Raw genomic sequence first — 23,634 nt, 5'->3', positions numbered from 1 at the left:
ACGCCGCCCATGCGTGATCTCCGCATCGTGCTGTTCGCGCTCGTCTGGTTCAGCTGCGCCTGGTTCGGCTCTTGGGAGCTCAACCCCAATAATGCGACGCGGATGTTCGCCGCGATCAGCTTGGTCGAGGATGGCGATGCGACGATCGACGAATTCGCCCCCCTGACGATCGACAAGGCGAGCTTCGACGGTCACGCCTATCTCGACAAGGCGCCGGGCATGACGCTGATGGCGCTCCCCGCGGTGTGGATCGCCGACGCGGCGACTGGGATGCGCGCGACACGATTCGGCAACGCCCCCGCCGGCCCCGAATTCGAACGCTACCTCCGGCTGCGCACCCGCATCGCCGCCGCGATCGGCCCGGCGCTGCTCACTGCGCTCGCTGCCGTGCTGCTCTTCGATCTCGCCGCCGGGCTGACCGGCAGCGTCGCGGCCGGGCTGTTCGCCGCGCTGGGCTATGCATTGGGCACGCCGGTCTGGGGCTGGTCGACGACATTGCTGGGCCATGCCGTGGTCGCCGATTGCTATGCCATCGCATTCTGGGCGATCTGGCGCGGCAGCCGCCCCGGTGCGCAGGGCGCGGGCGCGGCGGCGCTCGCCGGCGCAGCGCTCGGCTGGGCGGTGGTGGTGGAGCATCAGGCGGTGCTCGCCGCGGTGCCGATCGCCGGCTGGGCGCTCTGGCGGCTGCGCGACCGGCCCGACCGGTTGCGCCTCGCCGGCGTCGCGGTCGCCGCGGGCGTGGTCGCGCTGCTGCCGCTCGCGCTCTACAATTTCGTCGCCTTCGGCACGCCGTTCCGCGTCGGCTATTCCGGCGTCGTCGGCTGGGAGGGGATGCATCAGGGGCTGTTCGGGCTCGGCTGGCCGCGCTTGTATGCGATGCGCGCGGTGCTGCTCAGCTTCCAGCTCGGGCTGATCTGGGTCGCGCCGGTGCTGCTGCTGGCGCCACTCGGCCTATGGTACTGGCTGCGCCGTCCGCCGCTGCGGCCGGTGGCACTCGCCGCCACGCTGAGCGCGCTGATCGTGCTGCTGGTCAATGCCGCCTACGTCTATTGGGACGGCGGCAATACCACCGGGCCGCGCTTCCTTATCCCGGCGGTGGCGCCGCTCGCGCTCGGGCTGGCGGCGGAATGGATGCGCGCCGGCGGCCGCGGCGAGCGGATCGCGATGAGTCTGTTGCTGGCGCTGTCGATTGCGATCAACGCCATGATCGCCGCCGCCGAGATCTTCGCGCCGCCGCTCGTCACCTTCCCGATCTGGCAATGGGTGCGCCCCGCCTTCCTGCGCGGTGGTCTGCGCACCGTGCCGAACGAATGGTTCGGCTGGACGCCATGGGCGGGCTTTGGCGTGTGGGCGGTGCTGGCGCTGCCGATGCTCGGCTGGCTGGTCTGGCGGGTGCGTCGCGCTCAGCCGTGACGCTTGAGCCCGCGCACCCGGTGCCAGATGTAGAAGGCGACCAACGCGACCAGCACGATGCCGATCAGCAGGTCGGCCTGGTGGAAGGCCGCCTTGACGCGCGGGTCGCTGTTCCATTTGTCGCCGAGCTTCATGCCGACCCAGGCGAGGCCGAAGCACCACGGCCATGAGCCGAGGAAGGTATAGACGTGGAACGGCACCAGCCGCATCCGCGCGACGCCGGCGGGAAAGGCGATGAAGCTGCGGATCACCGGCAGCAGCCGGCCGATCAGCACCGCGAGACTGCCCCAGCGCGCGAAGAACCGGTCGGCGGCGTCGAGCTCGCCCGGTCCGATCAGGAGGTAGCGGCCCCAGCGCTCGGCCATCGGCCGTCCGCCGCGCTTGCCGACCTCATAGCCGACGATCGAGCCGATGTTGCAGCCGATCGCGCCCGCCGTCGCGGCAAGGATCAGGTCGAACCGCCCGGTCGAGACGAGATAGCCGGCGAACGGCATGATGATCTCGGAGGGGAGCGGGATGCACGCGCTTTCGATCGCCATCAGGATCGCGATGCCGACATAGCCGCCGCTGGAGATCACCCAGATGGTGAAGGTGGCGAGAACGCCCAGGATCTTTTCGAACATGGGACCGGGACTTGGCGGATCGGGGCGGCCAAGGGAAGGGGGAACCGGGCGGCGACCCCATGCGCTCGTGCCATTATGGATGACCTCACCTTCAACGACGGCCGCACGATGCCGCGGCTCGGCCTCGGCACCTGGAAGCTCCCCGACCCGCAGGCGCCGCTGGTGGTGCGCCGCGCGCTCGATCTTGGCTATCGGCTGATCGACACCGCCGCGATCTACGGCAACGAGCGCGGCGTCGGCGAGGGCGTCCACGGCAGCGCGGCGTTCCTTACCACCAAATTGTGGAACGACCGGCAGGGCGATCCCGAGGCGGCGCTCGACGAAAGCCTCGCTTTGCTCGGGGTCGACGCGGTCGATCTGTACCTGATCCACTGGCCGGCGCCGGGGCAGGGGGAATATGTCGACGCGTGGAAGGCGCTGGTCGGCTTGCGCGATGCGGGCAAGACGCGGTCGATCGGCGTGTCCAACTTCCTGCCCGAGCATCTCGACGCGATCATCGATGCGACCGGGGTGACGCCGGTGCTCAACCAGATCGAGCTGCATCCCTATCACCAGCGCCGCGAGGAGCGCGCCTATCACGACGCGCACGGTATCGTGACGCAAGCGTGGAGCCCGCTCGGGCAGGGCGGCGACCTGCTGCGCGATAGTGCGATCGTGCGGGTGGCAGAGAAGCACGGCCGCTCGCCGGCGCAGGTGGTGATCGCCTGGCATCTCGCCCACGGCCTGTCGGTGATCCCCAAGGCGGCGGACGCCGAGCACATGACCGACAATTTCGCCGCGCTCGACCTGACGCTGGACGCGGACGATATCGCGGCGATCGACGCCCTCGAAACCGGCGAACGGATGGGCCAGGACGCGCGCGAGATGTGACCCAAATCCTCCCCGGCGGGGCAGGGCTATCGCGTATGATTGCGGTGATGAGGTTCGATCGGTTCTATTATCAAATTCGTCACCCCGGACTCGTTCCGGGGTCCACGGGGCCGCAGGAGAACGGTATCGAGCCAAGCCTTTCTCCTCGCCGCAGGGTGGACCCCGGAACAAGTCCGGGGTGACGGAACAAGCATGGAAGACGACCGGCTCGCACGAGCGTCCATATACGATAGCCCGCCTCGTGCCTGGGAGGACTACCCCGCCGCCGCCTTCGCCTTCTTCAGATCCTCGACGAACCGCGCGAATTCGTCCTCCTTCTGCGCCGGGTCGGGCAGGCGGAGGAGATAGCTCGGATGCACGGTGATCCACGCCTCGCCACCCTCCGGCAGCCGCAGCGCCTGCCCGCGCTCGCGCCCGATCGTCACCGCCCGCCCGAACAGCGACCGTCCCGCGGTCGCGCCGAGTGCCACCGTCACCTGCGGGCGGACCAGCATCTGCTCCTGCTCGATCCACCAGCGGCACGCCTGGATCTCTCCGGTATCGGGCTTGGCGTGGATGCGGCGCTTGCCGCGCTGTTCGAACTTGAAATGCTTGACCGCATTGGTGACGTAGACGCGCGACCGGTCGATCTCCGCCGCGGCGATCGCGCGGTTGAACACCTGCCCCGCCGGGCCGACGAACGGCGTACCGGCGAGATCCTCCTGATCGCCCGGCTGTTCGCCGACGAACATCATCTGCGCATCGACCGGCCCCTCGCCGAACACCGTCTGCGTCGCATGTTTGTAGAGATGGCAGCGGGTGCACGCCGCGGCCTCGTCGCGCAGCGCCGCCCAGGCCGCCTGCACATTGTCGCCGATCGTCGGCGCCTCGCGTGACTGGGTGATCATCCCGCTCTCCCGTGCCTGCGCGCCGGCGATCAATTGCCCGACCAGCGCCGTCTCCGGCATGTTCTTCCAATATTTGCGCGGCATCTCCTTGAGCATCGCGCCGACCTTGACGCGTGCCGGGTTGAAGATGCTGGCATAATAGGTCTTCCACACCTCTTCGGTGGGATCGCCGTCGGGGGCGTCGCCTTTGCTCGCGCCCGGCCCTTCCGACAGCGCCTTGCCGTCCCAGTGCAGCGACACCTCGGGCGTCAGGATCGACCAGCGCATGCTGGCGAAGCGGTTGACGAAAAAGGCGGCGTTGGCGCGGACGATATGATGTTCGGGCTCGAACCAGGCGACGTAGCGGCTAGCGCCATCGTCGTCGGCGACCTCGCGAAAGCGCAGGAAGGCGCGCATCTTGTGGATGTCGCGGCGGACGTTCTTGGCGATCACCTCCAGCTTGCGGATGAGCGGATCGGCGTGATCCTCCATCAGCTTGGGTTCGCGGCGCAGCCGGTGCAGCACGGTATAGAGCAAGGCGAACCGCTCGGGCTCGGCCGCCATCACCACGCTGCGCGCGAGGTCGATGAACGCGCGCGGCACCGACAGCGTCCCGACCGGCGGCGGCGGAGCCGATTCCTCGGCGGCGGCGGCGAACAGGTCGGCGGGGGTATCGCCGACCTGCCACACCACGTCGTCCGGCGGCACGTCCCCCGCCGCGAGCGCCCGCGCGGTATCGCGCCAGGCGTCAAAATCGTCGGGCGCGGGGAGGGTCGCCAGCCGCATCTGCGATCAGTCCCGCTCGTCGCCGCCGGGCGGATTGTCCCTGGCGATCTCCAGCTCCTCGGGCTTGCGCTCCTCGTAGATCGTCGCGAGCTCCGCCTCGGTGCTGTCGTCGAGTTCCTCGGCGGCGGCGGGGAACATCTCTTCCTCTTCCTCGGTGATGTGATGCTCGTAGCGGCGGCGCATGTGGAAGAATTTCTCGCTCCACGCATCCGAACCGAACTCCTCGTCGGCCATCTCGCCGAGCAGATCGTCGACCTCCTTATGCTCGCTCACCGAATGGCGCGCGTCGTCGCGCAGCCCGGGATCGCGCAGCATCGTCGCGTAGAGCGATTCCTCCTCGGCGGCGGCATGGCTCTGGATTTCGAGGCGGAACGCCTCGAACAGCTGCTGCCGCTCGTCGCTCGCGCCCTGCAGGTCGGCGAGCTGCTTCAGCATATCGCGTTGCTTGTCGTGATCGCGTTTCAGGTCCGCGTAGATCTGCGCCAGCGCCATGATCGTATCTCCTTCGCGGCAACCAACCGGCGAGGGCACGGGGCGTTTCACCTGTGAGTCATTCTCAGGCCGCGAACAGTTCGAGCTGCTGGCGCCTGGGCGCGACGAGCGGCTTGAGATCGGCACGATCGGTGAGCAGTACCGGCCGCCAGTCCTCGGCGACGATGAACGGCCGCACTTTCGTGACGCTCACCGTCAGCCGCGCGACATCGTCGAGCCGCAGCCGCCGCCAGCGCCGGCTGGCGACGATCCGGTCGACCGCCTTCACGCCCAGCCCCGGCACGCGCAGCAGCATCTCGCGCGGCGCGCGGTTGACGTCGACCGGGAAACTTTCGCGAAATTTGAGCGCCCAGGCGAGCTTGGGGTCGATGTCGAGCGGCAGCATGCCGGTCGCATCGTCCGCCGCGGCGACCACCTCGTGCGGGCTGTAATCGTAGAAGCGCATCAGCCAGTCGGACTGATACAGGCGATGCTCGCGCATCAGCGGCGGGCGTTGCAGCGGCAGCACCGTGCTCGCATCGGGGATCGGGCTGAACGCGCTGTAATAAACGCGGCGCAGGCCGAACCGGTCGTAGAGCGTCGAGGCGCGGGTGACGATCTCGCCGTCGGTCGCGGCATCGGCGCCGACGATCATCTGCGTCGACTGGCCGGCGGGGGCAAAGCGCGGTGCGGATTTGTACTTCTTGCGGGCATCGCCATTGTCCGCGATCGACGTCTTGACGTCCTTCATCGCGCCCTCGATCCGCGCGCCATCCTTCTCGGGCGCGAGCCGCTTCAGCCCGCTGACTGTCGGCAGCTCGACGTTGATCGAGACGCGATCGGCATAGAGCCCCGCCTGATGCACCAGTTCGGGGTCGGCGTCGGGGATCGTCTTGAGGTGGATATAGCCGCGGAAGTGATGATCCTCGCGCAACGACCGCGCGACCTCGACCATCTGCTCCATCGTATAGTTGGACGATTTGATGATGCCCGAGGAGAGGAACAGCCCCTCGATGTAATTGCGCTTGTAGAAGGAGATGGTGAGGTTGACGACCTCCTGCGCGGTGAAGCGCGCGCGGCGGACGTTGCTGCTCTTGCGGTTGATGCAATAATGGCAGTCGAAGATGCAGCTATTGGTCAGCAGGATCTTGAGCAGGCTGATGCAGCGGCCGTCGGGCGCATAAGCGTGGCAGATGCCCATGCCTTCGGTCGATCCCAGCCCCTTGCCGTCGCGGCTGTCGCGCTTGGCGGTGCCGGACGAGGCGCAGGACGCATCGTATTTCGCCGCATCGGCGAGGATCGCCAGCTTTTCACGGGTGTCGAGCTGGGCCATCCGTTCGATATACGTTCCGCGACCCTTTGGAACAAGGGGCGGTGGAAACACGATTTTCATTGCCGGCAACACGGCCGCAATCCGCGTCGTGCAGACAGGATCGGGCAGGGGGATGGAGGAGGAACGCGCCATGACCCGCAACGACACGCCCTATCTGTCCGACCGTTCGTTCGTCGAAGCCGTCCGGGCGATCCAGGCGGATCATCCCGCCGCCGCCGCGGTCCATCAGGAGATGTGCCTGCTCTACACGGGCCGGGTGCTCGCCGACCTGTTGCGCGGGCGGCGGGGGTGATGGGGCCGCGCAAACCCCAATAACGGGGTAGAACGAACGCCGGCTATTCCGCCGCCAGCAGCGTCGTCGCGCCGCCGAGGTCGACCGACACCAGCCGGCTGACGCCGCGCTCGACCATCGTCACGCCGAACAGGCGGTGCATCCGGCTCATCGTCACCGCATTGTGCGTGACGATCAGATAGCGCGTATCGGTCTCGCGCGACATGCGGTCGAGCAGGTCGCAGAAGCGCTCGATATTGGCGTCGTCGAGCGGCGCATCGACCTCGTCGAGCACGCAGATCGGCGCAGGGTTCGTCAGGAACAAAGCGAAGATCAGCGCCACCGCGGTCAGCGCCTGTTCGCCCCCCGACAACAGCGTCAAGGATTGCAGTCGCTTGCCCGGCGGCTGCGCGAGGATCTCGAGTCCCGCCTCGAGCGGATCGTCCGAATCGACCAGTTCGAGATGCGCCGCGCCGCCGTCGAACAAGGTGCTGAACAGCCGCCGGAAATGCCCGTCGATTGCCGCGAAGGCGGCGAGCAGCCGCTGCCGCCCCTCGCGGTTGAGCGTGCCGATCGAGCCGCGCAGCCGGTTGACCGCCTGCCCCAGTTCGTCGCGCTCGGCGGCATTGGTCCGGCTCGCGCCTTCCAGCTCGGCGAGTTCGCGCTCGGCGACGAGGTTGACCGGCCCGATGCGTTCGCGATCCGCGGTGAGCCGGTCGTGCGTCGCCGCTTCCTCGGCGGGGCCGCGCACCTCGGCGACCGCGAAGCCGAGCCGTTCGGGCAACACCGGCGCCGGACATTCGAACCGTTCGCCCGCCAGCCGGCCGAGCTCAACCCGCCGCTGCGCATGATTCTCCAGCCGCGCCGCGGTGCCGGCGCGCGCCTCGCGCGCCTGACTGAGCGTCTCGATCGCGCGACGTTGCGCCTCTTCGGCGCGGCGCAGCGCCGTCTCGGCGTCGCGTTCGGCCGCGACGGCGGTTTCGGCGGCAGCGCGCGCGGCACCATGGTCCGCCTCCTGCGCATCGATCGCCGCGTCGAGCGCCGCCGGCCGGTCCGCCACCTCGGCCGCGGTGGCAGCGAGCGTGGCATCGCGCTTGTCCATCTCGGCGATCCGCTTGGCCGCCTCGCCGGCACGCGCGCGCCAGCTCCGCCCGTCCGCCTGCGCCGCGACGAGCCGCTCGCGGTTCGCCTGCACCGCGCGGTCGAGCGTCGCACGGCGTTCGCGCGCCTGCGCCACCGCGCCGCGCCGCTGGTCGGCGGTGCGGGCAAACGCCGCGACCGCCGCTTCACTCTCCCGCCCATCCGGCAGCGCATCGCGCGTCGCCTGCGCGCGCGTGCGGTCGGCGACCGCCTCGGCCAGTTCGTCGGCGATCCGTGCGGCGCGGGCGTCAAGATCAGCACGCTGGCCGGCGAGCCGTTCGAGCGCACTCGCGGCACGGTCCTCGGCGCGCTCGGCGTCGCGGCCGGTGGTCTCCGCCTGCGTCAGCTCCGTCCGCGTCGCCTGTGCCGTCGCCCGCGCCGCGGCGATCGCGCGATCGACCGCCGCCCGCGCCGCCTCCGCCGTCTCCAGCGCGGCGACGGCGGCCGGCCGCGCGGCGGCCAGCGCCTTCAACCGGTTGAGCCGTTCGAGCCGTTCCGCCGCCGCCGCGCCGCTGCCGCTCGCGACGAACCCGTCCCAGCGCCGTAGCTGCCCGTCGCGCGTCACCAGCCGTTGCCCGACCGCGAGCGCCTGACCGGTATCCGCGCCGACGAAGGTCTGCGCGAGCCGCCGCGCGAGCGCTGCCGGTGCCTCGACCCGCATCGCCAGCGCTTCGGAACCGGCAGGCGCCGCCGGGTCCTCCGGCCGCACCGCCGCGCCCGTCCACGCGTCGAGCCCGACGTCGAGATCGTCGCCAAGCGCCGCCGCCAGCGCGCGCTCGAAGCCCGCTGCCGGGACGACATGGTCGAGCAGCCGGTCGCGCCCGTTGCGCTGCGTCGCCTTGGTCAGCGCCGCCGCCTCGCTGTCGAGCGCGGCGAGATCGGCGCGCGCGCCCGCGCGCGTCGTCTCCGCTCCGTCGCGTCCGGCGATCGCCGCGCGTTCCGCCGCCTCGGCCTCGGCAAGCCCAGTTCGCGCCCGGTCGGCAGCCTGTGCGGCATCCCGCCGTTTGCCGGCGGCCTCCTCACGCGCGGCGGCGAGGGGGGCGGCATCGCCGAGCGCGGCGATCGCCTGCGCGACCTGCGCCGCGTCGCGCTGCGCCCGATCCGCGCGCGACCGTGCCGCCGCGAGCGCGGCATCGGCCACGCGTGCCTCCGCCGCCTCGCTCGCCTGCCGCGCTATGCCCTGCGCCAGCGCGACTTCGGCATCGCGCGCGTCGCGCTCCGCGTCGGCCAGCATCGCGGCGAGCATCGGCGCCTCTTCGGCAGCGGCGGCGATCGCGCGATCGAGCGCCTTGCCTTCCTCCGCGAGCCGCGCCAGCGCCGCCACGGCATCGGCGGCGAGCGTTCCCTCGCGCGCGCGATCCTCGGCGATCCGCGCGCGCGCCTCGGCCAGCTCGGCGACCCGCCGCGCCGCCGCCTCCCGCTCGGTGTGCAGGGCGGCGAGCGCATGGCCCGCCTCGCTCGCCCGGTCGCGCGCGGCGAGCGCCGCGGCACGCGCGCCGACGACCGCGGCGGCGGCATCGTGCTGCGCGGCGGCGACGGTCCGTTCGGCGGCGGCGGCGGCGGTGACCGCCTCCTCGGCCGCTGCCGCCTCCGCCTTGGCCGCTTCCGCGGCCGCGACCGCCTCGCGCCAGCGCGCGAAGATCGTCCGCGCCTCGGCGATGCGGATCTGCTCGGACAAATTGCGATAGCGTTCCGCCGCGCGCGCCTGCCGGCGCAACGCCGCGGCGCGTGCGTCCTGATCGGCGATCAGTTCGTCGAGCCGCACCAGATTGGCCTCGGTGGCGCGCAATTTCTGCTCGGCGTCGCGGCGGCGGACGTGCAGCCCGGCGATCCCCGCCGCTTCCTCCAGCATCGCGCGGCGCTCGGCGGGCTTGGCGGCGATCACCGCGCCGATCCGGTTCTGGCTGACCAGCGCGGGGCTGTGCGCACCGGTCGCGGCATCGGCGAACAGCAGACCGACGTCCTTGGCACGGACGTCGCGGCCGTCGATGCGATAGGCGCTGCCCGCACCGCGCTCGATGCGGCGGACGACCTCGCGTTCCTCGCCGTCGGCACCGTCGAGCAGGATCGCGACCTCGGCGAAATCGCGCGGCGGCCGCGTCGCGGTGCCGGCGAAGATCACGTCCTCCATCCCCGCGCCGCGCAGCGATTTGGCGCTGTTCTCGCCCATCGTCCAGCGCAGCGCCTCGAGCAAATTGGATTTGCCGCAGCCGTTCGGCCCGACGACTCCGGTCAGCCCGCGCTCGATGGCGAGGTCGGCCGGATCGACGAAGCTCTTGAACCCGGCGATGCGGAGCCGCTTGATCTGCACGCTGTCCGGGTGCCGGTTATGGCGCGGCGTTGCAAGAGGGGCGCGCGAAGGCGCGAAGGGAAGAAGATGGGTTCGCGCAGAGGCGCAGAGACGCAGAGGGGGCACGCCCGCCCCTCTCCCCTCGCAGCCCCCTCGCCGTTCGCCCTGAGCCTGTCGAAGGGCAGGTGAGACTCAAGCCCTTCGACAAGCTCAGGGCAAACGGGCGTGGCGGTCGCAAAGGCCGACCACCAAGCATCCCCTCTGCGTCTCTGCGCCTCTGCGCGAAAACTCTTCTTTTCCGCGCCGCCGCGCGAGATTTAAGCCCCCGCCGCCTTCAGCAACGGCTCGAGCTGGCCCCAGCTCAGCGCGTCGATCTTCTTGCCGTTGAGGATCAGTGTCGGCGTGCCGGTGACGGTGCCGTCGGCGCTCTTGTCCTGCGTCTGCTTGGTCCAGCGGTCGATCTGCGTCATGTCGGCGAGGCAGGCGCGCGCCTTGGCCTCGGGGATGCCGCGTTGCTTGGCGAAGTCGACCAGCCCCATCTGCTCGGCCATGATGCGGATCGCGTCGACCGGCTTGGCGGTCTGCAATTGCTGCTGCATCGGCTGCGGCATCGCCTGCAGCTTGGTGTTGAAGCCCTCCTGCGCCTGATACATCTGCTCGAGGATCGGGAAGAAGGTCGACGGATCGGTGCAATTGCCGAGCAGCGCCGGCGGCAGGTCGGGCGCGCCGTGGACCAGGAACTCGCGATATTCGAAGCTGACCTTGCCGGTCTTCACATATTTGTCGAGCAGCGGCGCGAAGCCTTCGCGCGCGAGCGCACCGCAGGTCGGGCACAGGCGCGAGCCATATTCGACCAGCTTGATCGGCGCATTGGGATTGCCGACGATCGTCCCCTCGGCGGTGCGCGCCGCGGTCTCGGTCCAGCTCTGCCCGGCGGGCGCGGCGACTGCGGCGGCGGGGCTGGCGGGTGCGGTCGGCGTTCCCGCCTCCTTCGAGCAGCCGGCCAGCGCCAGCGGCAGGACGAGAAGCGACGCAAGCATTTTCATCGGGTTACGCTCCATATATCGGGCCAATTATTTCGCGCCCTTGGCGCGCAGGACGGGTTCGAGCTTGTCCCAACCGGCGGGCGGCTGGAGTTCGCCGTTGAGGTAGAAGGTCGGCGTGCTGCGCACCTCGACCGGCGCATCGCCGGTCATCGCGGTGATCCGCGCCACTTCGGCCTTGTCGGCGAAACAGGCGTTGATCCTCGCCGGCGTCAGCCCGCGCGCGCGCATCGCCGCGGTCAGCCCGGCGGCCTCCATATAGGCGCGCGCCTGGTCGAGCAGCGGCTTGGCGTCGATGTCAGGATGCGCCTGCTGGTACGTGCCCAATTTGGGCAGCCACGTCGCCTGCGTCGCGAAGATCATCGCATGCGCCGCGCCGAAGCCGTGCGGCCCCGCGCACCGCGCGAGGATCGCCGCGCCGAGATCGGCCGGATCGCGGATCAGATGGCGATATTCGAGGCTGACCTTGCCCGAGCGGATCATCTGCCCCTTGAGCACCGGCGCGCTCTCATTGGCGAAATCGGCGCAGTGCGAACAGGTGTAGCTGCCATATTCGACCAGCTTGATCGGCGCGGCGGGGTTGCCGAAGACATAGGCGCCCTTGGCGGTCGGCCGGGCGACCTGGCTCCATTCGGTCGCCGGCGCGGCGGCGAGCAGCAAGGCGACGGCGGGAACGAAGCGCAGGCGGTGGGGCATGACAGGGCTCATCCTATCTTGGGGATGCCGCGGGTGGCGTGGACCCCGGCGGCGAGCGATTCGAGCACCGCGCGCAATTCGGGATCGGCGATCGCCTTCAGCCCGTCGCCGATCTCGGCGGGGGCGGGCTTGAGCGCCGTCGGCGCGCTGCGCGGCATCGGCTTGGCGACCTCGCCCTGGCGGATCGTCAGCCGCGCCACCGCGGCATAGCCGAAGAAGCGGTTGACCCGCTCGACGATCTCGGGCGCGATATGCTGCATCATCGGCGCATGCGCACCGCGCACGACGATCGTCAGCACGCCCTCGGCCTTCTTGCCCGGCGGGAAGCGCAGCGATTCGGGTGCGGAGGCGGCGGCCCAGCGGGTGCCGACGATCTCCGGCCAGCGTGTCACCAGTGCGCTTTGCACGAAGCCGAATCGCTTGAAGGCGGCGCCATGGATCGCGGGCAGCAATTCGCTGACCGCGCGGGCGCGGTTCTGGCGGGGGGGCTCGACATCGGGGGCGCGGACGCGCTTGCTCATCGGCGGTCCCATGCCATAGCCAAGTCGTGGACGCTACTCGCTCTTATCCCGACCCCGCGGTGATTTCCCCGGCGCTGCTCGCCTGGTACGATCGCCATCGTCGCGCGCTGCCATGGCGCGCGCTGCCCGGCGAAACGCCCGATCCCTATCGCGTCTGGCTGTCGGAGGTGATGCTGCAACAGACGACGGTCGCCGCGGTGCGGCCGCGATTCGCGGCGTGGGTGGCGCGCTGGCCCGATTTCGCCAGCCTCGCCGCCGCCGACGATGCCGAGGTCATGGCCGCCTGGGCGGGGCTCGGTTATTATGCCCGCGCGCGCAATCTGGTCGCCGCGGCGAAGGCGGTGGTCGCCGATCACGGCGGCGTCTTCCCGCAGGACGAGGCGGTGTTGCGCACGCTGCCGGGACTCGGCGCCTATACCGCCGCGGCGGTGGCGGCGATCGCCTTCGGCAAGCGCGCGGTGGTGGTCGATGCCAATGTCGAGCGCGTCGTCGCGCGGCTGTTCGCAATCCGCACGCCTTTGCCCGGCGCCCGCGTCGCGATCCGCGCCGCCGCCGACCGGATCACCCCCGACGACCGCGCCGGCGACTTCGCGCAGGCGATGATGGACCTCGGCTCGGGCATCTGCACGCCGAAGGCACCATCCTGCCTGCTCTGCCCGCTCGAACCGGAATGTCTCGGCGTGCGCGAGGGCGCGCCCGAGGCGCTGCCGGTCAAGGCGAAGAAGAAGGCCAAGCCGCAACGCTACGGCACGATCTTCTGGGTCGAACGCGACAGCAGCGTGCTGCTCGTCACCCGGCCGGACAAGGGATTGCTCGGCGGGATGCGCGCGCTGCCGACCGGGCCTTGGGTCGAGGCGCCGCCGGAGCTCGCCGATGCGCCGCTCGCCGCCGACTGGGAGATGCGCAACGTCACGGTGGCGCATGGCTTCACCCATTTCGACCTGCAACTGGCGCTTGCCGTCGCCCGGACGGACGCGCATCAGGCGGGCGAATGGTGGCCGATCGCGGAACTGGACCGCGCCGGCCTGCCGACGGTGTTCGCCAAGGCCGCGGCGGCGGTGCTGAGGAGAGACGGATGAAGCGCAACATGATCGCCGGACTGGCCCTCGTCGCCCTCGCCGCCACCGCGGCGATCGGCGGGCAGGCGCTGCAACCGCCCGCCCCGACGACGCAGACCGCCGCGTTGCCGCAGACGCAGGCGCTGTTCGACGGCTATGCCCGCGACGGCAAGATGCCCGGCATCGTCGCGGCGTTCGGCATCGGCGACCGGCCGACCTGGTTCGTCTCGGCGGGCCGCCTGTCGACCGAGGCGGAGGCCGCGCCGGCGACGCCGGACAGCCTGTGGCGCGTCTATTCGATGACCAAGCCGGTCACCGCGATGGCGGCGATGATCCTGATCGAGGAGGGCAAGATCGGCCTCGACGACCCCGTCGCCAAATATATCCCCGCCTTCGCGACGATGAGGGTCGCGACCAGCCCGGAGACGAGCCTCGCCAGCGTGCCCGCGGAACGGCCGATCACGATCCGCATGCTGCTGACGCACACTTCGGGCCTCACCTACAACATCATCGCCAAAGGCGCGCTGCTCAAGGAATACGAACGGCTCGGCATCCTCCCCGCCGAGGTCAGCGCCAGCGTCGAACCGGCGATGCGCCGCACCCGCGCGCCGACGCTCGCCGCATTCGCCGACCGGGTCGCGCAGGCGCCGCTGATCGCGCAGCCGGGGACGGCGTGGAATTATTCGGTCGGCCTCGACGTCATGGGCCGGGTGATCGAGGTCGCCGGCGGCATGCCGTTCGACCGCTTCGTCGACACGCGCATCTTCGCGCCGCTGCGGATGACGTCGAGCTTCTGGACCGTACCGCGGTCGCAGGCGCGCCGGCTCGCGACCAATTACGCCTTCACCGGCGATGCGCTGGTGCCGCTCGATCCCGCCGCGACCTCGGTCTATCTCCAGCCGCCGAGCTTCCCCTATGGCGGCGCCGGGCTGGTGATGTCGGCGCGCGACTATGATCGTTTCCTCCACATGCTCGCCGACGAAGGCACGCTCGACGGCGTGCGGATCATGAAGCCCGAGACGGTGCGGCTCGCCATGTCCAACCTGCTCCCCGCCGGCGTGACCTTCGGCGGGGTCGGCGGCGCCACCGGTGGCGCCACCGCGCGGGCGACGCCGATGGGCTATGGCGCGGGCGGCTCGGTCTATCTCGCCGACGGGCCGGGCGGCATGCCGTCGAAGGGCACCTATGGCTGGGGCGGTGCCGCGGGCACGGTCGCCTTCGTCGATCCCGTGAAGAAGGTACGTGGTACGATCATGGTCAATTACTTCCCCGCCGATCGCTGGCCGCTGCGCCAGGAGGCGGTCGCCGCCTTCGCCGCCGACATGGCGCGCTTCCGCCGATGACCCCCGGCTTCACCGGCGGCACGCTCGACCGTGCCGATGCGCTGCGCCACGATCCCGTCGCGCTCGCCGCCAAGCTCGACGGCAACGCCCGCGTGCTCGCGCTCGACGGGCTGATGCCGGAGGTCACCGCCGACGGCCTGCTCGCCTGGACCTCGCTCGCCGCGGTGCCCGAGGGGGCGGAGACGATCCTGCTCGGTCTCGACGGCGCCGGCCGCGCGCATGTCGTCGTCGTCCCGCCCGCGGGGACCGAAGGGACCGCGCCGGCGATGCGCTCGCCGGCGTTGATGGCGGTGCTCGCCGCGTTGCAGCCCGGCGAGGCGGCGACCTATGCCGCGGCGCGCAGCCTGCTCGACTGGCACGCCCGCCACCGCTTTTGCGCGCGCTGCGGATCGACCACGCATCCGTTCCGCGCCGGCTGGGGGCGGCAATGCGACGCCTGCGGCACCGAACATTTCCCGCGCGTCGACCCCGTCGTCATCATGATCGCCGAACATGACGGCCGCGCCCTGCTCGGCCGCGGCAAGGGCTGGCCGGAGGGCCGCTATTCGGCGCTCGCCGGTTTCCTCGAACCCGCCGAATCGATCGAGGAGGCGGTCGCCCGCGAGATCCACGAGGAAGCCGGCGTCCGCGTCGGCAACGTCCGCTACGTCGCCAGCCAGCCCTGGCCCTTCCCCTCGTCGCTGATGATCGCCTGTATCGGCGAGGCGGAGGACGATGCGATCACGCTCGACACCAACGAGCTGGAGGATGCGATGTGGGTCCCGCGCGACATGGTCCGCGCGGTGCTGGCGGGCGAACCCGGCCCGTTCCTGCCGCCGCCGCCGTACGCGATCGCCCATACGCTGCTGACGGTGTGGGCGGAATAGGGTTCACCCGAAGACGCGCACAAGAGGTGGTGCGCACAGGCGTAGAGAAGGCAGAGAGGGGAGGGTTGATGCGGTACGCCTGCCCCCCCCGGTGCACTTCTCACCCGTTAGCCCTGAGCCTGTCGAAGGGCGGTGCCCGGGGCGACGCCTTCGCTCGGGGCCAGCCGTGCTTCGACAAGCTCAGCACGAACGGTGGTGAGGGGGCTGCGCTCCCCGCGCGTCTGCGCGCAAGTTCCCCGCGCGCCGGCGACTCACCGCATCGCCGCGACCAGCTCGTCGAGCGAGGCGATCGCGAAGCTCGTCATGTCGTCGGCGAGCGCATAGGGCAGCAGCAGCGTCCGCCCGCGCACCAGCGCGCCGCACGAATAGACGACGTTGGGCACATAGCCGTCCCACGTCTCGCCGTCCGGCGCGATCAGCGGTTCGGGCAGCCGCCCCAGCACCTTGGTCGGATCGTCGCGGTCGAGCAGCGCGGCGCCGATGCAATAGCTGCGCACCATGCCCACGCCATGGGTCAGCACCAGCCAGCCCTCTTCGATCTCGATCGGCGAGCCGCAATTGCCGATCTGGATGAACTCCCACGGATATTCCGGCGTCATGATCCGCACCGGATCGGGCCAGGCGAGCGGCGTGTCGCTCTTGGCGAACCACAGATTCTCGTTGTCGTGGCGGAACAGCGCGGCGAACTGGCCGTCGATCTTGCGCGGGAACAGCGCCATGCCCTTGCCGCTCGCCACCGCGCCGTCGACGGGGTGCATGTGGAACAGGCGGAAATCGTCGGTCTGCAACACCTCCTGCCGCGCGCCCTGGCCGCCGACCGCGGTATAGGTGCCGATATAGGTCTCGCGCCCGTCCTCGTCGCAGAAATGGGCGAGGCGCAGATCCTCGATGCCGCGGTTCTGGCTCTCGACGACCGGGAACAGCACCGTCTCCGACGGCTCGCGCGCATCGCGGCAATTGAGCTGGACGAGCGCCTTGGCGCCGATCTCGCGGACCAGTTCGATCGACGGCTCCTCGATCACCGGCGGCACGCCCTGCCGGCTCGGCGTGTCGATGACGAGGTCGTCGTCCGCCGGACCCCAGGTGCCGGTGCGGAAGGTGACCGACGACAGATGCCCCTCGCCGATGCCGCGCAGCGACAGCACGAAGCGGATCGCGCCCTCGGCGCAGCCGCTCTGGTCGGGATGCGGCACGATGCTCGGGTTGAACAGCGCCGCCGCCTCGAACGAATATTCGGCGCTGAAATAGGCGCCGACCAGCATCCTGCGCGATTCCGACAGTCCGGCATCGAGCTTCAGCGGCTCGGCGACCTCGTCGAAGCGGCGCAGCAACAGTCCGGGGATCTCGCGATGCCGCGATCCCAGCCCGTCGACGACGACCGCGACCAGCTCCTCGATCTCCGCATCGGACATCGCCAGCATCCGCTCGACGATCCGGTCGCCGCGCGGCGCCCCCTCGACGCGGAACGGATCGGGGTCCTCGGGCAGGAACGGGCGGATGACGGTGCGCTTGGGATCGGGGAGCAGCGTCGGTTCGAGATGACGCACGAAGGAAGCGGCCAAGGGGGACCCTCCGGATGGAGTTGCGCCGGCGGCTGCCGGCTTCGCGCATCAGACGCGCGAAGCCGAAGCCCGGGTCCATTCATACTAAAGGCTTTGCGTTAGGAATCATTGCCGGTCAGCAGCGCGTCCCAGCGCCGCGCATGCGCTGCGGTCGCTGCCGCCGCGATCGCGGCGAGCAGCGGCGGATCGCCGGCGACCTGCGGCGGCAGGCCGAGCCCCGCCTCGGCGAGGCGGCGCACCACCGTCGCCGGATCGGCATCGTGCGCCGCGGCGGCGAGCTGCGCGCTGGCGGGATCGGCGATGGCGACCCCCGCTCCGGCACGCGCGATCAGGAAGGCGACCCAGCCGCCCAGCGCCGCGACAACATGCGCCGGCATCCGTCCGTCCGCGCGATGCGCGGCGAGCGTGTCGCCGAGGCGATAGGGCAGCTTCTGCGATCCGTCGGTGGCGATCTGGTCGAGCCGGTGGACGATCGCCGGATTGCGGAACCGCGCCAGCACCGCGCGGCGATAGGCGTCGAGGTCGAGCCCCGCCACCGCCGGCAGCATCGGCACGATGTCGCGCCGGATCATCGCATCGACGAAGCCGGCGAGCGCGGCATCGGCCATCGCCTCGGCGACGCTGGCATGGCCGCGCAGCAGCCCGAGATAGGCGAGCGTCGAATGCGCGCCGTTGAGGATGCGCAACTTGGCTTTCTCGTAACCGGCGACATCGCCGGTCAGCGTCGCGCCCGCGCCGGCGAGGTCGGGGCCGAGCGGCACACCGACATCCTCGATCACCCATTGCGCGAACCGCTCGCGCTGGACGGCGGCGCGATCCTCCAGCCCGATCGCCGTCGCGACCGCCGCATACAGCGCCTCGTCCGACGCGGGGGTGATCGAATCGACCATCGTCGACGGCACCCGCACCTCGCCCGCGATCCAGTCGGCGAGGCCCGCATCGCCGACCCGCGCGAAGGCGACCAGCGCCGCATGCAGCTTGGCGCCGTTGCTGGCGAGATTGTCGCACGGCATCGGCACGAACGGCCGCAGCCCCGCATCGCGCCGCGCGGCGAGCCCGGCGACGATCCAGCCGATCACGCTGCGCGGCACCGCGGCGCCGGCGAGATCGTGGACGATATCGGCATGGCCGAGGTCGAGCGTGCCGTCGCCGGCGAGGCAATAGCCCTTTTCGGTCACCGTCGTCGTCACCAGCGTCACCGCCGGATCGGCCAGCAGCGCATGCGTCTGCGTCGCCGCATCGGGGGCGAGGAAGCGGCGATGCGCGCCGATCACCCGCATCGCCGGCTCGGCGTCGCGGATCGCCAGCGTGTACAGGCCGTCCTGCTGCTCCAGCGCCTCGACCGTGCCGCGGCTGCGCATCGACACCGCCGCGATTCCCCAGCGCGGATCGTGCTGCAGTATTGTGTCGATATAGGCCGCCTGATGCGCGCGGTGGAAGGCGCCGGGGCCGAAATGGACGATACCGACCCCGGAGCCGACCTCGCGCAGCGGCCGGCCGATCGGACCGGAAACGGCGGCGGGCAGCCGGTCGAGCGTGTTGCGGGTCAATCGGGTCACAAGCGTCGTCCCTCGGTGGTGCGGATCGGTGTCTTGCCGCTGCGCGCGGTGGTTGTCTACCGGTGTCATCGGCGCGCTGGCGGAGCCGCGGGCGGGCGGCTATCGTCGCTGTCATGCGCATCTCCGGCCAGCCGACGATCAACGACGTGGCCCGGATCGCCGGCGTATCGAAGAAGACGGTGAGCCGCGTCATCAACCGCTCGCCGCTGCTCCACGCCGAGACCCGCGCGCGGGTCGAGCAAGTGATCGGCGACCTCGGCTATATCCCAAATCCGCAGGCGCGTGCGCTGGCGCTGCGCCGCAACTTCCTGATCGGCCTCGTCCACGACAATCCCAATGCGCAGACGGTGATGAACGTCCAGCACGGCCTGCTCGCCGGGCTGCGCGGCACCGAATTCGAACTGGTCGTCCGTCCGGTCGATCGCGCCTCGCCGACGATGCTCGACGATCTGCGCCATTTCCTCGAACGCCAGCGCCTGTTCGGGGTGCTGTTGATGCCGCCGATCAGCGAGGACGACGGCGTCGCGCGGCTCTGCGCGGCGATCGGCTGCCGCTACCTGCGGATGGGCTCGGCGATGCTCGACGCGCCCGCGCAGATGGTCGCCTCCGACGATCGCGCCGCGGTGCACGAGGCCGCCGCCCATCTGGTCGCGCGCGGCCACCGCCGCATCGGCTTCGTCGGCGGCCCCGCGGGGTTCCGCTCCGCGCACGAACGCCGCGCCGGCTTCGACGCCGCGCTCGCCGCCGCGGGCCTCGATCTGCCCGACGATCTCGTCGCCGCGGGCCATTATACGTTCGAATCGGGGCTGGCGGCGGCCGAACGCCTGCTCGACGCGGTCCCGCGCCCGACCGCGATCTTCGCCGCCAACGACGAAATGGCCGCCGGCGTCCTCCACGCCGCGCGCCGCCGCGGCCTCGTCATCCCCGACGATCTGTCGATCATCGGCTTCGACGACACCCCGATCGCCGCCCACCTCTGGCCGCCGCTGACGACGGTCCGCTGGCCGAGCACCGCAATGGCGCACGCCGCCGCCCGCAAGCTGATCGCCGGGGACGACGAGCAGCCGGCGCATTTCCCCTCGACACTCATCCACCGCGCCTCGGTCGCCGCGCCGCCGGCCATTCCTCCCCCGCCAGGGGGAGGTGGCAGCGCACAGCGCTGACGGAGGGGAGGACGGCCGAGCCCTCACCCGAACCACGGTTGCACCCCATCCTGACACCGGTTACCACCCGCGCAACGCGAGAGGACAGCGCATGACCCGCAGCCTGGAATTGCACCCCGACCGGCTCTTCCCCGCCGACCCGACGACGCGCGGCATCGCGCGCACGCTCTATGCGGAAATCGCCGATCTCCCGATCGTCAGCCCGCACGGCCATACCGACCCGATTTGGTTCGCCGACGACCGGCCATGGACCGACGCGACGACGCTGCTGCTCGCCCCCGACCATTATCTGTTCCGCATGCTCTACAGCCAGGGCATCGATCTCGACGCGCTGGCGATCCCGCGTGCCGACGGCACGGCGACCGCCGACCGCCGCGCCGCGTGGCGGCTGCTCGCCGATCATTACCATCTGTTCCGCGGCACGCCGTCGCGGATGTGGCTCGACCACGTCTTCGCCGACGTGTTCGGCATGACCGTCGCGTTCGGGCCCGCCACTGCCGATCTCTATTACGACGCGATCGCCGAGAGACTGGCGACCGACGCCTTCCGCCCGCGCGCGCTGTTCGACCGGTTCCGCATCGACTTCCTCGCCACCACCGAGGGCGCACACGACAGCCTCGATGCGCACCACCGCATTCGCGCGAGCGGCTGGACCGGCCGCGTCGTCACCACCTACCGCCCCGATGGCGTCATCGACGTCGAGCACGAGCAATTCGCCGGTGCGCTGCGCCGCTTCGGCGAACTGACCGGCGAGGACGTCTACAGCTGGCAGGGCTATCTCGCCGCGCACCGCAAGCGCCGCGCCGACTTCCGCGCCGCCGGTGCCACCGCCACCGACCACGGCCACCCCACCGCCGCCACCGCCAACCTCTCCGCCGCGGAATGCGAGGCGCTGTTCGCGCGCATCACCGGCGGCGACTGGACCCCCGCCGATGCCGAGCTGTTCCGCGCCCAGATGCTCACCGAAATGGCGGGGATGAGCGTCGAGGACGGCATGGTGATGCAGATCCATCCCGGCAGCGTCCGCAACCACAATGCCGGCCTGTTCGCCAGCCACGGCCGCGACAAGGGCGCCGACATTCCCGGCCGCACCGATTACGTCCATGCGCTCAAGCCGCTGCTCGACCGGTTCGGCACCTCGACCGACCTATCGATCATCCTCTTCACGCTCGACGAGAGCGTCTACGCCCGCGAACTGGCGCCGCTCGCCGGCCATTATCCCTGCCTCAAGCTCGGCCCCGCCTGGTGGTTCCACGACAGTCCGGAAGGCATGCGCCGCTTCCGCGAGATGACTACCGAGACCGCGGGCTTCTACAACACCGTCGGCTTCAACGACGACACCCGCGCCTTCCTGTCGATCCCGGCGCGGCACGACGTCGCGCGGCGGATCGACTGCGGCTTCCTCGCCCGCCTCGTCGCCGAGCATCGCCTCGCCGAGTGGGAGGCGGCGGAGCTGGCGCAGGAGCTGACCAGCGGCCTCGTCCGCCGCGCCTATCGCATCGATCGCTGAGGAGGCGCGCATGACATTCCTGGCATTCGGCGAGATCATGCTGCGCCTGTCGCCCCCGGGCCGCGAATTGCTGTTGCAGACGCCGAAGTTCGACGTCTGGGTCGCCGGCGCCGAGGCGAACGTCGCCACCGCGCTCGCCCGGCTCGACCATGACGTCGCCCTCGCCAGCATCGTCCCCGACAACGACCTCGGCCGCTCGGCGATCGCGACGCTGCGCGGCCACGGCGTCGACACCCGCCGGATCGCGCGCGCCGGCGAGCGGATGGGCCTTTATTTCGTCACCTCGGGCGCCGGCCTGCGCGCCACCGAGGTGATCTACGACCGCGCCTATTCCAGCTTCGCGGCGGCGCCGGTGTCGGCATGGAACTGGGACGCCCTGCTCGACGGCGTCGACTGGTTCCACCTCTCCGGCATCACCCCGGCGCTCGGCCCGGTGCCGGCGGAGAGCGCGATCGCCGCCGTCCGCGCCGCCGCCGCGCGCGGCATCCCGATCTCGTTCGACGGCAATTACCGCGCCAAATTGTGGGAGCGCTGGGACGGCGATCCCCGCGCCATCCTGACGCAACTGGTCGAGCACGCCTACCTCCTCTTCGGCAACCACCGCGACATCGCGCTGCTGCTCGACCGCGACTTCGCGGGCCATGACGGCGAGGATCGCCGCCGCGACGCCGCCGAGGCCGCCTTCGCCGCTTTCCCCAAATTGCGGACGATCGCCTCGACCGCGCGCCATGTCGAGAACGTCGACCTCCACCGCATCTCGGCGCGCGTCGACACCCGCGACGGCCACGCCCAGACCGGGGAGGTGACGCTGGCCGGCATCGTCGACCGGATCGGCGGCGGCGACGCCTTCGCCAGCGGCGTGCTGCACGCGCTGCGCCGTGGCGGCGACATCGGTGCCGCGGCGGCGACCGGCCTCGCGCTCACCGCGCTCAAACATTCGCTGCCCGGCGACGCCGCGCTGTTCCGCCAGGCCGATATCGACGCCTATCTCGCCGGCGGCCTCGACGTCCGCCGCTAGGCGGGCAGCGCCCGCGCCGCGCGGATGCTGCTCCACGCATAGAGGCCGCAGCCGAGCCAGATCAGCGCGAAGGTGGCGAGCTGCGTCGCGCGGACCGGCTCGCGATAGACCAGCACCGCCAGCAGGAACTGCAACGTCGGCGCGATGAACTGGAGCAGCCCGACCGTCGTATAGCGCAGCCGCCGCGCGCCCGCGGCGAACAGCAGCAGCGGCGCCGCGGTCACCGGCCCGGCGAGCACCAGCAGCAGGTCGAGCGTCCGGTCGTGCCCGAACGCCGCCGTGCCGCTGTGGTTCGCCTGCACCAGTACGACCAGCGCGAACGGCGCGAGGATCAGCGTCTCCATCGTCAGCCCGCCGAGCGCGTCGATCGCCGCCACCTTGCGGATCAGCCCGTAGAAGCCGAAGCTCAGCGCCAGCACCAGCGACACCCACAAGGCCCCGCCGCCGCCCGCGGCGAAGATCGCGACGCCCAGCGCCGCCACGCCCACTGCCGCCACCTGCAACCGGTTGAGCCGCTCGCCGAGCAGCAGCATGCCGAGCGCGACGTTGAGCAGCGGGTTGATGAAATAGCCGAGGCTCGCCTCCACCAGATGCGCGTTGGTCACCGACCAGATATAGACGAACCAGTTGATCCCGATCAGCGCCGCGCTCGCCACCAGCATCGCCAGCACCCGCCCGCGCGCCGCCGCGACCAGCGTCCGCAGCCGCCGCGTCGCCGCGACGATCGCGAGCAGCAGCAGCAGCGACCACAGGATGCGGTTGGCCAGCACCTGCGCCGGCGGCACCGCGGTCAACAGATGCAGATACAGGGGCAGCAGCCCCCACAGGGTATAGGCGCCGATGCCGTAGAACAGGCCCGCGCGCGCGTCGGAGGAATGCGCCATATGCCCTCCCTGCGACGCCCGTTGCGGCAACGCAACAAAGCCGTGCTTGGTGGTGGCGCTGCCGCGCCTTGCCCCGGCGCTTTTCCTCGCCGGCGCAGCAAGCTAGGGCGGGCGGCATGACCAGCGCCATGCTCCACGACCTCTTCCTCTCGACGCTGGTGAAGCTGGCCGGCGGCAACCGTCGCCGCTGGCGCCTGGTGCTCGGCGAGATCCGCCTCTACGACCCGGCGACGCATCCGCATTGCAACTGGTCGGTGACGCCGACCGGCGCGGCCGGCGAGAACGACACGATCGAACGCATCGCCGACGACCTCCGCCTCCGCTACCCGATCGTCATCGCGGGATAAG

At 70.8% G+C, this 23,634-nt stretch carries 21 protein-coding genes; 10 read left to right on the top strand and 11 right to left on the bottom strand.

Features of this window, described 5'->3' with window-relative positions; translation table 11 throughout:
* Positions 1-9: 9 nt before the first annotated feature.
* Positions 10-1,413 carry a hypothetical protein gene (locus AC07UH_RS00470; protein WP_495179708.1) on the top strand — a complete coding sequence of 468 codons (1,404 nt, stop codon included), beginning with the start codon at positions 10-12 and terminating at the stop codon, positions 1,411-1,413.
* On the opposite strand, the gene AC07UH_RS00465 is transcribed toward AC07UH_RS00470, so the two are convergent.
* A complete protein-coding gene (locus AC07UH_RS00465; RefSeq protein ID WP_495179709.1) occupies positions 1,404-2,036 on the bottom strand; it encodes a DedA family protein in 633 nt (210 codons plus the stop codon). The two genes, AC07UH_RS00470 and AC07UH_RS00465, sit on opposite strands and share 10 nt — an antisense overlap.
* 75 nt (positions 2,037-2,111) lie before the next feature.
* Here AC07UH_RS00465 and AC07UH_RS00460 point away from each other — a divergent pair, with 75 nt between their 5' ends.
* The gene (locus AC07UH_RS00460; protein ID WP_495179710.1) at positions 2,112-2,906 is read left to right on the top strand and encodes an aldo/keto reductase; all 795 of its coding nucleotides are present in this window, start codon (positions 2,112-2,114) and stop codon (positions 2,904-2,906) included.
* Positions 2,907-3,160: 254 nt separating this feature from the next.
* Here the strand turns inward: AC07UH_RS00460 and AC07UH_RS00455 are convergent, their stop codons facing one another.
* From AC07UH_RS00455 to AC07UH_RS00445, 3 genes are all read right to left on the bottom strand, one after another.
* Entirely contained in the window at positions 3,161-4,558 is a 1,398-nt protein-coding gene (locus tag AC07UH_RS00455) for a UdgX family uracil-DNA binding protein (protein WP_495179711.1), read from the bottom strand.
* Between the two features lie 6 nt (positions 4,559-4,564).
* Positions 4,565-5,050, bottom strand: a complete 486-nt coding sequence (locus tag AC07UH_RS00450; RefSeq protein ID WP_495179712.1) for a hemerythrin domain-containing protein — start codon at positions 5,048-5,050, stop codon at positions 4,565-4,567.
* A 64-nt stretch (positions 5,051-5,114) separates the two neighbouring features.
* Positions 5,115-6,362: a putative DNA modification/repair radical SAM protein gene (locus AC07UH_RS00445; protein WP_038664909.1), complete on the bottom strand. Its 1,248-nt coding sequence runs from the start codon at positions 6,360-6,362 to the stop codon at positions 5,115-5,117.
* 130 nt (positions 6,363-6,492) lie between these two features.
* Here AC07UH_RS00445 and AC07UH_RS00440 point away from each other — a divergent pair, with 130 nt between their 5' ends.
* Entirely contained in the window at positions 6,493-6,654 is a 162-nt protein-coding gene (locus AC07UH_RS00440) for a hypothetical protein (protein WP_156143851.1), read from the top strand.
* A 43-nt stretch (positions 6,655-6,697) separates the two neighbouring features.
* On the opposite strand, the gene AC07UH_RS00435 is transcribed toward AC07UH_RS00440, so the two are convergent.
* From AC07UH_RS00435 to AC07UH_RS00420, 4 genes are all read right to left on the bottom strand, one after another.
* A complete protein-coding gene (locus tag AC07UH_RS00435) occupies positions 6,698-10,084 on the bottom strand; it encodes a chromosome segregation SMC family protein (protein WP_495179713.1) in 3,387 nt (1,128 codons plus the stop codon).
* Between the two features lie 296 nt (positions 10,085-10,380).
* Positions 10,381-11,109, bottom strand: a complete 729-nt coding sequence (locus AC07UH_RS00430) for a thioredoxin domain-containing protein (RefSeq protein ID WP_495179714.1) — start codon at positions 11,107-11,109, stop codon at positions 10,381-10,383.
* 27 nt (positions 11,110-11,136) lie between these two features.
* Entirely contained in the window at positions 11,137-11,802 is a 666-nt protein-coding gene (locus tag AC07UH_RS00425; RefSeq protein WP_495179715.1) for a DsbA family protein, read from the bottom strand.
* An 8-nt stretch (positions 11,803-11,810) separates the two neighbouring features.
* Positions 11,811-12,335 carry a DUF721 domain-containing protein gene (locus tag AC07UH_RS00420; RefSeq protein ID WP_038664925.1) on the bottom strand — a complete coding sequence of 175 codons (525 nt, stop codon included), beginning with the start codon at positions 12,333-12,335 and terminating at the stop codon, positions 11,811-11,813.
* 14 nt (positions 12,336-12,349) lie between these two features.
* Between AC07UH_RS00420 and AC07UH_RS00415 the strand changes: the two genes are divergently transcribed.
* Genes AC07UH_RS00415 through nudC form a run of 3 tightly spaced genes read left to right on the top strand, consistent with a single transcriptional unit; the run spans position 12,350 to position 15,590 of the window.
* The gene (locus AC07UH_RS00415; RefSeq protein ID WP_495179716.1) at positions 12,350-13,402 is read left to right on the top strand and encodes an A/G-specific adenine glycosylase; all 1,053 of its coding nucleotides are present in this window, start codon (positions 12,350-12,352) and stop codon (positions 13,400-13,402) included.
* Entirely contained in the window at positions 13,399-14,724 is a 1,326-nt protein-coding gene (locus AC07UH_RS00410; RefSeq protein WP_495179717.1) for a serine hydrolase domain-containing protein, read from the top strand. Before AC07UH_RS00415 ends, AC07UH_RS00410 begins: the two co-directional genes overlap by 4 nt.
* Positions 14,721-15,590, top strand: a complete 870-nt coding sequence (gene nudC / locus AC07UH_RS00405) for an NAD(+) diphosphatase (protein WP_495179718.1) — start codon at positions 14,721-14,723, stop codon at positions 15,588-15,590. Before AC07UH_RS00410 ends, nudC begins: the two co-directional genes overlap by 4 nt.
* Before the next feature lie 251 nt (positions 15,591-15,841).
* Here nudC and AC07UH_RS00400 read toward each other — a convergent pair whose 3' ends face one another.
* Positions 15,842-17,152, bottom strand: a complete 1,311-nt coding sequence (locus AC07UH_RS00400; protein ID WP_495179719.1) for a glycoside hydrolase family 130 protein — start codon at positions 17,150-17,152, stop codon at positions 15,842-15,844.
* A 98-nt stretch (positions 17,153-17,250) separates the two neighbouring features.
* Positions 17,251-18,711 carry a mannitol dehydrogenase family protein gene (locus AC07UH_RS00395; protein WP_495179720.1) on the bottom strand — a complete coding sequence of 487 codons (1,461 nt, stop codon included), beginning with the start codon at positions 18,709-18,711 and terminating at the stop codon, positions 17,251-17,253.
* A gap of 113 nt (positions 18,712-18,824) precedes the next feature.
* Between AC07UH_RS00395 and AC07UH_RS00390 the strand changes: the two genes are divergently transcribed.
* From AC07UH_RS00390 to AC07UH_RS00380, 3 genes are all read left to right on the top strand, one after another.
* A complete protein-coding gene (locus AC07UH_RS00390; protein ID WP_495179721.1) occupies positions 18,825-19,874 on the top strand; it encodes a LacI family DNA-binding transcriptional regulator in 1,050 nt (349 codons plus the stop codon).
* Between the two features lie 91 nt (positions 19,875-19,965).
* Complete coding sequence (gene uxaC, locus AC07UH_RS00385) at positions 19,966-21,384, top strand: glucuronate isomerase (protein ID WP_495179722.1); 1,419 nt, start codon at positions 19,966-19,968, stop codon at positions 21,382-21,384.
* Between the two features lie 10 nt (positions 21,385-21,394).
* Positions 21,395-22,402, top strand: a complete 1,008-nt coding sequence (locus AC07UH_RS00380) for a PfkB family carbohydrate kinase (protein WP_495179723.1) — start codon at positions 21,395-21,397, stop codon at positions 22,400-22,402.
* Here the strand turns inward: AC07UH_RS00380 and rarD are convergent.
* Entirely contained in the window at positions 22,399-23,286 is an 888-nt protein-coding gene (gene rarD / locus AC07UH_RS00375) for an EamA family transporter RarD (RefSeq protein ID WP_495179724.1), read from the bottom strand. The genes AC07UH_RS00380 and rarD overlap by 4 nt on opposite strands.
* A gap of 116 nt (positions 23,287-23,402) precedes the next feature.
* Here rarD and AC07UH_RS00370 point away from each other — a divergent pair, with 116 nt between their 5' ends.
* Entirely contained in the window at positions 23,403-23,633 is a 231-nt protein-coding gene (locus AC07UH_RS00370) for a hypothetical protein (protein ID WP_137899724.1), read from the top strand.
* Position 23,634 lies beyond the last annotated feature (1 nt).

It is taken from the genome of Sphingomonas sp. GW821-FHT04B01 (assembly GCF_059420425.1).
The sequence above is the reverse complement of the archived record's forward strand: the minus strand, read 5'-3'. Positions and strand labels throughout refer to the sequence as shown.